Origin of the sequence: Paraburkholderia fungorum, assembly GCF_900099835.1 — a bacterium.
Lineage (GTDB): Bacteria > Pseudomonadota > Gammaproteobacteria > Burkholderiales > Burkholderiaceae > Paraburkholderia > Paraburkholderia fungorum_A.
In genome coordinates, this window is sequence record NZ_FNKP01000001.1 from 2,010,046 (window position 1) to 2,022,865 (window position 12,820).

General features: G+C 63.5%; 10 protein-coding genes. 7 read left to right on the forward strand and 3 right to left on the reverse strand.

Features of this window, described 5'->3' with window-relative positions; genetic code table 11:
- Positions 1-39: 39 nt before the first annotated feature.
- Positions 40-1,596 carry a protein adenylyltransferase SelO gene (locus BLS41_RS08890; protein WP_074763964.1) on the reverse strand — a complete coding sequence of 519 codons (1,557 nt, stop codon included), beginning with the start codon at positions 1,594-1,596 and terminating at the stop codon, positions 40-42.
- Positions 1,597-1,812: 216 nt separating this feature from the next.
- Here BLS41_RS08890 and BLS41_RS08895 point away from each other — a divergent pair, with 216 nt between their 5' ends.
- The 3 genes from BLS41_RS08895 to BLS41_RS08905 all read left to right on the forward strand — a co-directional run bounded on the left by BLS41_RS08895 (position 1,813) and on the right by BLS41_RS08905 (position 7,188).
- Complete coding sequence (locus BLS41_RS08895; protein WP_074763965.1) at positions 1,813-3,489, forward strand: 3-(methylthio)propionyl-CoA ligase; 1,677 nt, start codon at positions 1,813-1,815, stop codon at positions 3,487-3,489.
- A gap of 167 nt (positions 3,490-3,656) precedes the next feature.
- Entirely contained in the window at positions 3,657-5,747 is a 2,091-nt protein-coding gene (locus tag BLS41_RS08900) for a 3-hydroxyacyl-CoA dehydrogenase NAD-binding domain-containing protein (protein WP_074763966.1), read from the forward strand.
- 262 nt (positions 5,748-6,009) lie between these two features.
- Positions 6,010-7,188 (forward strand): acetyl-CoA C-acyltransferase, encoded by a 1,179-nt coding sequence (locus BLS41_RS08905; protein ID WP_074763967.1) that lies wholly within the window; start codon positions 6,010-6,012, stop codon positions 7,186-7,188.
- 93 nt (positions 7,189-7,281) lie between these two features.
- On the opposite strand, the gene BLS41_RS08910 is transcribed toward BLS41_RS08905, so the two are convergent.
- Positions 7,282-7,794: an LEA/WHy family protein gene (locus tag BLS41_RS08910; RefSeq protein WP_074766394.1), complete on the reverse strand. Its 513-nt coding sequence runs from the start codon at positions 7,792-7,794 to the stop codon at positions 7,282-7,284.
- 69 nt (positions 7,795-7,863) lie between these two features.
- Positions 7,864-8,250, reverse strand: a complete 387-nt coding sequence (locus tag BLS41_RS08915; RefSeq protein WP_074763968.1) for a hypothetical protein — start codon at positions 8,248-8,250, stop codon at positions 7,864-7,866.
- 179 nt (positions 8,251-8,429) lie between these two features.
- On the opposite strand from BLS41_RS08915, the gene BLS41_RS08920 reads away from it, so the two are divergent.
- From BLS41_RS08920 to BLS41_RS08935, 4 genes are all read left to right on the forward strand, one after another.
- A complete protein-coding gene (locus BLS41_RS08920) occupies positions 8,430-9,932 on the forward strand; it encodes an aminotransferase-like domain-containing protein (protein WP_074763969.1) in 1,503 nt (500 codons plus the stop codon).
- A gap of 140 nt (positions 9,933-10,072) precedes the next feature.
- A complete protein-coding gene (locus tag BLS41_RS08925) occupies positions 10,073-10,558 on the forward strand; it encodes a PaaI family thioesterase (protein WP_074766396.1) in 486 nt (161 codons plus the stop codon).
- 172 nt (positions 10,559-10,730) lie between these two features.
- Entirely contained in the window at positions 10,731-11,729 is a 999-nt protein-coding gene (locus tag BLS41_RS08930; RefSeq protein ID WP_074763970.1) for an NADP-dependent oxidoreductase, read from the forward strand.
- Positions 11,730-11,782: 53 nt separating this feature from the next.
- Entirely contained in the window at positions 11,783-12,706 is a 924-nt protein-coding gene (locus BLS41_RS08935) for an SDR family oxidoreductase (protein WP_074763971.1), read from the forward strand.
- Positions 12,707-12,820: the final 114 nt, after the last annotated feature.

The window sequence follows — 12,820 nt, forward strand, 5'->3', positions numbered from 1 at the left end:
CTTTCACATCAGATTCAGGCGTCGGGCGGATTGCGCGCATCACGACGAGCAACTGACTTCCAGCGAACTCGCCCAGTCCGGCGGCAACCCCGCATACGCTTCATTTTCAGGCTGTTCGTCGAACGGACGGCGCAGTACGGCCGCCAGGCGCTCCACTTCGGAAAAATCCTTCTCTTTCGCGCGACGGATCGCCGTTTCCGCCAGGTGATTGCGAAGTACGAATTTGGGGTTCACCGCGTTCATTGCAATGGCGCGCGCGGCGTCGTCACGCGTTTCGTGGGACAGGCGCGCGCGATAGTCGTTCGCCCAGGTGTCGAACGCGGCACGGTCGAGGAACAGGTCGCGCACCGGCGCGTCGCCGCTGGCATCGTGTTTCGACATGCGCGCAAGGTGGCGGAAGGTCAGCGTGAAATCGGCGCGATTCGCGTGCATCACTTCGAAAAGGCGATTGACCAGCGTGTCGTCGCCGTCGCGCGCGGTTTCGAGCCCGAGCTTCGCGCGCATCCGGCGTTCGAGCGCGGGCGCAAAACGGTCCTTGAAGCCGCCGAGCACACGCTGTGCGTCTTCGATCGACTTGTCGCCACGCACGCTTTCTTCGTGCTGTTCGCCGAGCAGCGGCAACAAGCCTTGCGCGAGGCAGAACAGATTCCAGTACGCAATTTGCGGCTGCATCTTGTACGAATAGCGGCCTTGCGAATCGGAGTGATTGCAGATGTAGCCGGCGTCGAAGCCGTCCATGAAACCGAACGGGCCGTAGTCGATCGTCAGACCGAGGATCGACATGTTGTCGGTGTTCATCACGCCGTGGCAGAAGCCGACCGCCTGCCACTCGACCATCAGGTCGGCGGTGGAATCGACGGCTTCGCCGAGCAGAGCGAGATAGGGGTCTTCAGCGTTGCGGCAATGCGGATAGAAACGATCGATCACGTGATCGGCGAGCGCGCGCAACGCGTCGGTCCGGTCGTTCGAATAGAAGTGCTCGAAGTGGCCGAAGCGCACGAAACTCGGTGACACCCGCGTGACCACGGCAGCCGTTTCGAGCGTCTCGCGCCGCACCGGCTGATCGGAGCCGATCACGCACAGCGCGCGCGTGGTCGGAATACCGAGGTGGTGCATCGCCTCCGAACACAGATATTCGCGGATCGACGAGCGCAACACCGCGCGGCCGTCGCCCATCCGCGAATAGGGGGTGCGGCCCGCGCCTTTGAGCTGTAACTCGAAGCGCCGGCCGTCATGTTCGATTTCGCCGAGGCCGAGCGCTCGGCCGTCGCCGAGTTGACCGGCCCACACGCCGAACTGATGACCCGAATACACCGACGCATAAGGCAGCGCGTCGGCGGCCCATTCACGCGTGGCGTTACCGGAAAACAGCTCGGCAAAGCCCGGATCGTTCTGAATGTCCGTGTTCAGACCGAGCAACGCGGCGGTCTCGGCGGAAAAACCGACCATGTACGGCGCGGGTAACGGCGCTGCCGGCAGGCGCGTCAGAAACGTGCTGCCGAGCCGCGCAAATGCGCTGTCGGACGATGTGGTCAACGCGTTGGAAAGATCCGTTACCGCTTCGGATAACCCTGCAATGCTTGGGGAAAACGACATATTGAGCGCCTCTGGATTAACCGATATTGTAAGTCCGCGCCCGCGGAGCTGCTGGCCAGCCTGCCGACGCTGTCGCAACGCGCTGTTGCAACGATCTCTCGCCGGTCTCGAAGCATAGCCCGGCGGCGCATCCCGACACGTCCGCCCAAGTCCTCGCGGCTCCCGGCCCGAATTCCAATCCGATCGAACAGAACACAAGCCAGGAGACCCCGTTTTATGACGACGCCGCTGCTGGGCCAGATGATGGACGTGCCGCTCACCGTGTCCTCGTTGCTCGCGCATGCCGCGCGGCATTTCGGCAGTAGCGAAATCGTGTCGCGGCGCATCGAAGGCGATCTGCATCGTTATACCTACCGCGACTGCGAAAAGCGCGCGAAGCAGCTCGCGCAGGCGCTGATCGCGCTGGGCGTCGAACCGGGCGAACGGGTCGCGACGCTCGCGTGGAACGGCTACCGTCATCTGGAAGCGTATTACGGCACGGCCGGTTTCGGCTCCGTGTGCCATACGATCAATCCGCGTCTCTTCCCCGATCAGATCGCGTACATCGTCAATCATGCGGACGACGCGTACGTGCTGTTCGACGTCACGTTCGCGCCGCTGGTCGATTGCATCGCGCCGCAGTGTCCGAAAGTGCGCGGCTGGATCGCGCTCGCCGACGAAGCGCATCTGCCCGCGATGCAAACGCCGGTGCTCTGCTACGAAAAGCTGCTCGACGCGCAGGACGGCCATTTCGACTGGCCGTCCATCGACGAACGTCAGGCGTCGTACCTTTGCTATACGTCCGGCACCACCGGCAATCCGAAAGGCGCGTTGTACTCGCATCGCTCGACGGTGCTGCACGCGTTCGGCGCCGCATTGCCCGATGCGATGTGCCTGTCCGCGCGCGACGCGATCCTGCCGGTCGTGCCGATGTTCCATGTGAATGCATGGGGCGCTCCGCACGCCGCGCCGCTGACCGGCGCGAAACTGGTGCTGCCCGGCAAGGATCTCGACGGCAAGTCGCTCTACGAATTGATGGAAAGCGAACGCGTGACTTTTTCGGCAGGCGTGCCGACGGTGTGGCTCGGGCTGCTGAACTACATGCGCGAAGCGGGCGTGAAATTTTCGTCGCTCAATCGCACGGTGATCGGCGGCTCCGCGTGTCCGCCGACCATGCTGCGCACGTTCGAAGACGACTACGGCGTGCAGGTGATCCATGCATGGGGCATGACCGAAATGTCGCCGCTCGGCACGCTGTCCAAACTGACGTGGGAGCAGAGCCAGCGTCCGCTCGCCGAGCAACGCAAATCGCTCGAAAAGCAGGGCCATGTGATCTATGGCGTCGACATGAAAATCGTCGGCGACGATGGGCGCGAATTACCGTGGGACGGGGTCGCGTTCGGCGATCTGCATGTGCGCGGGCCGTGGGTGATCGACCGTTATTTCCGCAAGGACGAATCGCCGCTAGTGGACGGCTGGTTTCCGACCGGCGATGTCGCGACCATCGACGCCGACAGTTTCCTGCACATCACCGACCGCTCGAAAGACGTCATCAAATCCGGCGGCGAATGGATCAGCTCGATCGACATCGAGAACGTCGCCGTCGCGCATCCGGCCGTGGCCGAGGCGGCGTGCATTGCATGCGCGCATCCGAAGTGGACCGAGCGTCCGCTGCTGGTGGTGGTCAAGCGTCCGGGCGTCGACGTGACGCGTGAAGAACTGCTCGCGTTCTACGACGGCAAGGTCGCCAAATGGTGGATTCCCGACGACGTCGCGTTCGTCGACGAACTGCCGCACACGGCCACCGGCAAGTTGCAAAAACTGAAGCTGCGCGACATCTTCCGCAATCACGTGTTGCCGTCCGCGCTCGAGGACGAAAAGAACTGTCCGCTTGCCAGGGGAAACCCCGCCTAACGATAAATTGAACGAGCGTGCTTTTTTGTGTATTCTGCCTGCTGACCCCGGACAATCGGAAAGATGGACAATGAGTTGGGCCGCATGAGTCATGCGCCAACTCGATGAACCGGACAGGCGGCACGCAACGTGCCGCCTCATTGCATGGATCGCATGGAGGCAGGCAGATGGCAGTGGACTACACAACTCACGACGGCGTGGCCGTCATCACGCTGAACAATCCTCCCGTGAACGGCCTGGGCCTTTCGACACGCGCGGGCATCGTCGACGGGATCGAGCGCGCGCAGAACGACCAGGCCATCAAGGCCATCGTGCTGACGGGCGCGGGCAAGGCCTTTTCGGGCGGCGCCGACATCACCGAATTCAATACGCCTAAAGCGACACAGGAGCCGACGCTCGCCACGGTCATCAGGATCGTCGAGGGCAGCGCGAAGCCGGTTGTCGCGGCGATTCACAGCGTGGCGATGGGCGGCGGGCTGGAACTGGCGCTCGGCGCGCACTATCGGATCGCGGCACCCGGCGCGCAGATCGCGCTGCCGGAAGTGAAGCTCGGCATCCTGCCGGGCGCGGGCGGCACGCAGCGTCTGCCGCGTGCAATCGGCCTCGAAGCTTCGTTGAACATGATCGTCTCGGGTGCGCCGGTGTTGTCGGAAAAGCTCGCCGATTCCGGTCTCTTCGATGAAGTCGTGCAGGGCGATCTGGCCGAAGCGGCGCTCGCGTTTGCACGCAAGGTCGGCGCCAAAACGGGCTCGCATCCGCGAGTGCGCGATCGCAAGATCGAACATCCGAATGCCGCTGGTTTTATCCAGTTCGCACGCAACAGCGTCGCGGCGATCGCGAAGAATTTCCCGGCTCCGCAAAAGTGTATCGACGCGGTCGAAGCGGGCGTGCAGAACGGTTTCGACAAGGGCTTGGCATTCGAGCGCGAATGCTTCATGGCGCTCGTGCAGACGCCGGAAAGCCATGCGCTGCGTCACGCTTTCTTCGGTGAACGTGCGGCGAGCAAGATTCCCGATGTGCCGGCTGATACGCCGGTGCGCGAGATTGCCAGGGTCGCCGTGATCGGCGCGGGCACGATGGGCGGCGGCATCGCGATGAACTTCATCAACGCGGGCATTCCGGTCACGCTGCTGGAGACGAAACAGGAAGCGCTCGACCGCGGTCTCGCGACCATCCGCAAGAACTACGATGCCACGGTGAAGAAGGGCAAGCTCAAGCCCGAAGCGCTCGAACAGCGCATGGCCTTGCTTACGCCCACGCTGTCCTACGACGACCTCAAGCAGGCCGATCTGATCGTCGAAGCCGTGTTCGAAGAACTTGGTGTGAAGGAGCAGGTGTTCAGGAAGCTGGACGAGGTGGCGAAAGCCGGAGCGATCCTCGCGTCGAATACGTCGACGCTCGATGTCGACAAGATCGCGGCATTCACGAAGCGTCCGCAGGACGTGGTCGGCATGCACTTCTTCAGCCCGGCCAACGTGATGAAGCTGCTTGAAGTGGTGCGCGGCAAAGAGACGTCGAAAGACGTGCTCGCCACCGTGATGAAGCTCGCGAAGAAGATCAAGAAGACGGCCGTGGTGTCGGGCGTTTGCGACGGCTTTATCGGCAACCGGATGATCGAGCAGTACATCCGCCAGGCGCTGTTCATGCTCGAAGAAGGCGCGTTGCCCGCGCAGATCGACAAGGCCATCGAGAAGTTCGGCTTTGCGATGGGCCCGTTCCGCATGAGCGACCTGGCCGGCAACGACATCGGCTGGGCGATCCGCAAGCGCCGCTATCAGGAACATCCTGACATGCACTATTCGAAGGTCGCCGACCGTCTGTGCGAGATGGGCCGCTTCGGTCAGAAAACCGGCGGCGGCTGGTACGACTACAAGGCCGGCGACCGTACCGCGTATCCGTCGAAAGTGGTCGACGAGATGATCGGCGAGTTCTCGAAAGATGCCAACGCCGAGCGCCGCAAGATCGGCGACGACGAGATTGTCGAGCGACTCGTGTTCGCGCTCGTCAACGAAGGCGCGAAGATTCTCGAAGAGGGCATTGCGTCGAAGGCGTCGGACATCGACATGGTCTATCTGACCGGCTACGGCTTCCCGCTCTATCGCGGCGGTCCGATGCTGTACGCGGACACGGTGGGCCTCTACAACGTCGAGCGCGCGATTCGCCGCTATGCATCGCGGGCCAATGGCGACGCGTGGAAGCTCGCGCCGAGCATCGCGGAGCTGGCCGCGAAGGGCCGTGGTTTTAACGACCACGGTTGAGCGGGCGAAAGACCTCCCGATTGGACTAACTGAGGTAGCGCGCGTTGCTGCGTTTCTGCTGCATGGCGAATCGCCGGCGCGCTGCTCGATTCGTATGGGACTGGAGTGGACGTTAAAGCGCTAACTCGAACTCACTCGTATGGGACGTGAGTAAGAGCTTTGCATGGGACCAGAGTAGGCGCTAAAGCGCCAAATCGAAACTACTCGTATGGGACCGGAGTCAGCGCTAGAGCGCCAACTCCGATCGACAAAGGAGATATGCATGACTGATGCCGTAATCGTATCGACCGCCCGGACGGGACTCGCCAAATCATGGCGCGGCGGTTTCAACATGACGCACGGCGCGACACTCGGCGGCCACGTGACGCAGGCCGCCGTCGAGCGCGCGAAGATCGACCCGGCTCGCGTCGAAGACGTGATCATGGGTTGCGCGAATCCGGAAGGCGCGACAGGCATGAACATCGCACGGCAAATCGCGCTGCGCGCAGGCTTGCCGGTCAGCGTGCCGGGCATGACGGTGAACCGCTTCTGTTCATCGGGCTTGCAGACTATCGCGCTCGCCGCACAACGCGTGATCGCCGGTGAAGGCGACGTGTTCGTCGCGGGCGGCGTGGAGTCGATCTCGTGCGTGCAGAACGAAATGAATCGCCACATGATGACCGAAGGCTGGCTGAGCCAGAACAAGCCGGAAATCTACTGGTCGATGTTGCAGACCGCCGAAAACGTCGCGAAGCGTTATTCGATCTCGAAGGAGCGTCAGGACGAATACGGCGCACGCTCGCAGCAGCGCGCGGCCGCCGCGCTCGAAGCCGGCAGGTTCAAGGACGAAATCGTTCCGCTGACGGTGCTGGCAGGTGTCGCCGACAAAGCGACCGGCCGTCTGTTCACGAAGGAAGTGACGGTCAGCGGCGACGAAGGCATTCGCGCCGACACGACGCTCGAAGGCGTATCGAAGATCCGTACGGCGATGCCCGGCGGCGTGATCACCGCGGGCAATGCGAGCCAGTTTTCGGATGGCGCGTCGGCATGCGTCGTGATGAACGCGAAGGTCGCCGAGCAGGAAGGACTGCAACCGCTCGGCATTTTTCGCGGCTTCGCGGTGGCTGGTTGCGAGCCGGACGAAATGGGCATCGGCCCAGTGTTCGCGGTGCCGAAGCTGCTGAAGCAGGCGGGTCTGAAGGTCGAAGACATCGACCTGTGGGAACTGAACGAAGCGTTTGCCGTGCAGGTGCTGTATTGCGCTGACAAGCTCGGCATTCCGCACGACCGGCTCAACGTGAACGGTGGCGCGATTGCGGTTGGTCATCCGTATGGCGTGTCGGGTGCGCGGTTGACGGGCCATGCGCTGATCGAAGGAAAACGTCGCGGCGCAAAGCTGGTGGTCGTGACGATGTGTATCGGCGGCGGCCAGGGCGCGGCGGGCCTGTTCGAAGTAGTGTGAACGGGCGCGTTCGGCGGTGAAGTGCGAAAGGCGGGTGCCACTGGTTCAAGCTGATAACACTGAACTGGCAGCGCCCGTTTTTACCCGCGCGCGTTACTGCAAGCCCATGTCCGCCATCGGCAGCTTCAAGCTTCCCTGATCGACGAATCGCGTGGTGCCGGTCAGGCCGCTCGCGAGCTTGCCGCGTAGCGTGTACGGGACTTGCCCCGACTGCATCGCGCCGGGCAGCGCGAGCGCCTGGCGAACCACGGTGAACGCAGGCACGGTCAGCGGCACGCTCACCACTGTTTCGCCGAAGCGCGGCACCGTGCCGCTCTGGTCGCTGACGCCGCTAGCGAACGGCTTGCCGTTCAGATCGAGATCGACCGAGATGCCGTTGAAACTGATCGTGGAGTCGTTCGGATTCTGCACGCGCAGTTTGATGTTGAAGCGCATCTCGAGTCCCTGGTTGTCGATCGGCTCGATGCCGGCCACATTGACACGCAACGGGTCGGCGCCGAACAGCCCGGCGCAACCGTTGAGCGTCAGCGTGACGACCGCGCCGATCGCAACCAGGCGGGCAACGCGGGAGAAGGGTCCGGACAGCAGCGTGCGAACGAAGGACATGACCGGCACCTCGATGGAAGCGGGTTGGTCATGCATTGTAGCCGGGGGCAAAGTGCGACCGGAGACCGTTCAGGCGATACGCCGCAAGCGCGCGTTGACGATACTGCCCAGATGGCGAACGGCTCGATGGAAAACACGGCGGATCGAGTTTTCCGAGCCAGAAGCCTGCACGACGAAGGTCGCGCTACGGGCATCGGCAGCGTGAATCGAAACGACACCGCGTTGCGGCGTCACGAACCGTTCGCCTTCGCGCAAGGTGACCGATGTGGGCTGGACCGTATCACCGAGCCATGCGAGCGAATGATCGCGGAAGCCAAGTTGCAGATCACCTTCCACGGCCACGATCGACGTACCGGCCTGCAGGTCGTGCACGCCGATCTGACCGGCGGCGAGATGAGACAGAGCAGGGGCGGCATCGTCGAAAAGCCGGCCGCTGCTGGATTGAAGTACTGGCATGACTGGCTTCCTGTAAACCGTTTTCATGTCACCCAGCTTATTGAGTCCGTTCGCATGAAAACAGCCACAGCTTTCGACAATCTGAACCGGTACAGGATCGTGATTTATCGCGCTGTATCGGTTGGAATCAGGCCGATCTGTATCTGTCGCGGCGTGCAAACTGTCCGCACCATCGGTTCATGACCCAAGCCAACTTCAATCACACCAATCCGGCCGGAACCCGTCCAGCGGATACCGACCCGCTCTATCGGCAACTCGCCGACCAGTACCGGCGTGCCATCGGCAGCGGCGTGCTGCGTCCGGGCGACCGTATGCCGTCGATGCGCGCGTTCATGCAGCGCCACGGTGTGAGTCTCGCGACGGCAACCGAGAGTTATCGCGTGCTCGAGCGGGCGGCGTTGATCGACGCACGGCCGCGCGCCGGCTATTTCGTGCGCGCGCAGCACACGGCGGCGTTGCCCGCCGCGTCCGAACCCGACCTCGCGAACTTGCCGCGCGCCGCTCAATTCGTCGGCATTCACTCGACGATTTCGTCGATCGTGTCGACTTTCCAGCGCTATCCAGATGCGTTGAATCTTGGCGGCGCAACCGCATCGCCGGATCTTTTCCCCACCGACGCATTGCAGAAGGCTGCACTGCGCGCATTGCGCAGCAAGCCGACGTTGCTGACCGCCGCCGGCCCCGATCAGGGCGATCCGGGCTTGCGGGCAATCATCGCGCGCCGGGCGCTTGCGGCGGGCATCCAGATCGGTCCCGACGACATCATCATGACGCACGGCGGCATCGAGGCCGTGAACCTCGCGTTGCGCGCGGTCACGCAGCCGGGCGACACCGTCGCGGTCGAGTCGCCGTGTTTCTTCGGCTTGTTGCAGGCGCTCGAAAGCCTCGGCCTGCGTGCGCTCGAAATTCCTGTCAGTCCGACCACCGGCCTTTCCGTCGAAGCATTGGCGTTCGCGCTGCAAACCCATCCCGACATTAAAGCCGTGGTGGTCGTGCCGAATCTGCAAAATCCGCTCGGCAGCGTGATGCCCGACGCGCACAAGGCGAGCCTCGTCGAACTGTGCTCGCGGGCCGGCGTTGCGCTGATCGAGGACGACCCGTATCGCGAACTGGTCGATGCCGCGCAGCCGCCGAAGTCGCTGAAAGCGTGGGACACGGATGGCACCGTGATTCATTGCACATCGTTCAACAAGTCGCTCGCGCCAGGGATGCGGGTCGGCTGGCTGAACGGCGGGCGCTGGCATCCGCGAATCGGCATGCTGAAGTTCGCGCAGTCGCGGCATAACGAGCAGTTGTCGCAAGTGGTGCTGGCCGGGTTTCTCGAAACGAACGCGTACGAGCGGCATCTGCGGCGTTTGCGGGAGAGCCTGCGGATTCAGCGTGAGCGCATGGCCGCAGCGGTGGCCGCGTCGTTCCCCGATGGCACGCGATTCACGCCGCCGCGCGGCGGGATGTTTTTCTGGATCGAATTGCCACGCAAGGTGTCGTCGGCGGCTTTTTTTGAGGCCGCTCTCGCTGACGACATTCGCGTGATGCCGGGCACCGTGTTTTCGAACAGCGGGCGCTTCGATCATTTCATCCGCCTGAGTTGTCCGAGCACCGATCTTGATCTCGCGGACGAAGCGATACGCCGGCTCGGGCGGCTCGCGGCGCGGATGCCGGAGCATGCGTCGGTGCCATAGCGGGTATCATTTCCTGCTGCGCGTGGGCGTCCGTGAATTCGAATCGACGTGATTCATCGGGTATGCGTCCAGGCAGTCTGAAGTTCAACGAATCCGTCGATGGCGCTTGCCGCCGTCGGCTCCGAAATCCGAATACCGCAATGACCGATTCCTCTTCATCCACTCAATCCGGCAACGCAACGCTGCCCGAAAGCCCGTTCGTCGACCGGCTCGGCGCAAAACTGCTGTCGGCCGCCGACGGCGTCAGCGAAGTCGTGCTGCCGTTGCAGCCGGACCATATGAACACCTGGGACGTCGCGCACGGTGGCGTCACGATGACGCTCGCCGACGTTGCGCTCGCGATGGCCGCGCGCAGTCTGGCCGGCGACGGCGTGGGCGTCGTCACCGTCGAAATGAAGGTCAACTTCATGCAGCCGGGCCGTGGCGAATTGCGCGCAACCGGCCGCGTGCTGCACCGCTCGACCACGATGGCGTATTGCGAGGGCGAGATTCGCGACAGCGAAGGCCATTTCGTCGCCAAGGCGCTCGGCACCTTCAAATACATGCGACGCCTCGCCGTGGGCCGCGACGTGACGCAGCAGCGCCTGCGCAGCGACCCGTCGGCGAAACCCGGTCCTAGCGACTGATCGTGCCGGCCGTGTCGTTTCGATCGGCCGCACAACCGCGCGCGCGGGAAACGGCGCGCGGGCTTCGCAGAAGTTTCGCTGAGGTTTCACACAACCGCCGTTTAAATCATTCACTGGTCACCCGGCAGATCATCGCCAGCTTATTCACGCATAACTCAAGGAGACGCCCGTCATGACCCAGATCAACCGTCAACTCGTGCTCGCTTCGCGTCCGCAAGGCGCGGTGACGCCCGACAATTTCCGTCTCGTCGAAACGCCGCTTGCACCGCTCGCCGATGGCGAGGTGCGTGTGCGCAATCACTACCTGTCGCTCGATCCGTACATGCGCGGCCGCATGAGCGACGCCAAGTCGTACGCAGCGCCGCAAGCGCTCGACGAAGTGATGATCGGCGGCACGGTCGGCGAAGTGGTGGAGTCGAAGAATCCGAAGTTCGCGGTCGGCAACAAGGTCGTCGGCATGTTCGGCTGGCAGGAATTCGGCACCTCGAACGGCACCGGCATCCAGAAAGTGGACGACACGCATGTGCCGCTGTCCGCGTATCTCGGCCCGGTCGGCATGCCCGGCGTCACCGGCTGGTACGGGCTGAACCGGATCATCGCGCCGAAAGCGGGCGAGACGGTCGTGGTCAGCGCGGCGAGCGGCGCGGTGGGCAGCGTGGTCGGCCAACTGGCGAAGCTGGCCGGCGCGCGCGCGGTCGGCATCGCGGGCGGCGCGGACAAATGCCGCTATGTGGTCGAGACGCTCGGCTTCGATGCGTGCGTCGATTACAAGGCCGGCAATCTGTACAAGGACCTGAAGGCCGCGACGCCGGACGGCGTGGACGGCTATTTCGAGAACGTCGGCGGTGAAGTGCTCGACGTGACGCTCGCGCGGATGAACGCGTTCGGCCGGATCGCGCTGTGCGGCTTCATCGCGGGCTATGATGGCGAGCCGATCCCGCTCAAGCATCCTTCGCTGATGCTCACGCAGCGGCTGCTGGTGCAAGGGTTCATCGTCAGCGAGCATATGGACGTGTGGCCGGAAGCGCTCAAGCAGCTCGGCACACTGGTCGCGCAGAAAAAGCTGCAATATCGCGAGACGATCGCCGAAGGGCTCGACGCCGCGCCCGAGGCTTTCATGGGTCTGCTGAAGGGCAAGAATTTCGGCAAGCAACTGGTCAAGCTGATCTGAACGATGTGAAGTCGCGGCGCGTCGACCACGCGCCGCTCAACCCGGAGTCGGTTATGTTCGAATTCGCAGACAAGGTGGCGGTGATCACCGGCGCGGCCAGTGGCTTTGGCCGGGCGTTCGCGCAGAAGGGGGCGGCGCTCGGCATGAAGCTCGTGCTGGCCGACGTGAACCCCGACGCGCTTGCGCAAACCGTCGATGCGTTGCGTTCGAACGGCGTCGAAGTGATCGGCGTGCCCACCGACGTGTCGAATGCGGCCCAGGTCGAAGCGCTGGCGCAAGCGGCGCTCGACGCATTCGGCAAGGTGCATCTGCTGTTCAACAACGCGGGCGTGGGCGCGGGCGGCTTCCTCTGGGAAAGCTCCGCGAACGACTGGGCGTGGGTGTTCAACGTCAACGTGATGGGCGTCGCGCACGGCATCCGCGTGTTCACGCCGATCATGCTGGCGCAGAACGAACCGGCGCATATCGTCAATACGGCGTCGGTGGCGGGCTTGCTGTCGCCGCCTGCGATGGGGATTTACAACGCGTCGAAGCACGCGGTGGTGTCGCTGACGGAGACGCTGTATCACGATCTGCAACTCACCCAGGCGGGGCAAGTGTCGCAGGCGGCTCAGGGTGCTGCGGATGCATCCGCCGTGGTTCCATTCGTCGGCTGCTCGCTGTTGTGCCCGGCGTTCGTGCCGACCGGTATCGCCGATGCGGAACGCTCGCGTCCCGAGCAATTGCGCAACGACAGCGGACCGACCCGTTCGCAGATCGCCGCCGACAAGCAACTGCAGCGCGCAGTGCGCTCGGGCAAGCTGACCGCCGACGATGTCGCCGACATCACCTTCGAGGCCATCGCCGTGCGGCGGTTCTATATCGTCACGCATCCGGGCATCATGGCGACGGTGGAACTGCGTCACGAGGACATCGAACATTTGCGCAATCCGACCGATCCGATGTCGCTGAAACCGGAAGTGAAGAACGCTAACTGAGCGCGCGGTAATCGCAGCGGTCTGGTGTTTGTCCAAACGCTTATCCGAACGTTTATCCGATGGCCGGCGTGCGGTTCCTCGCGCCGGCTTTTTCAATTTGCGGCGCGTTTGCGC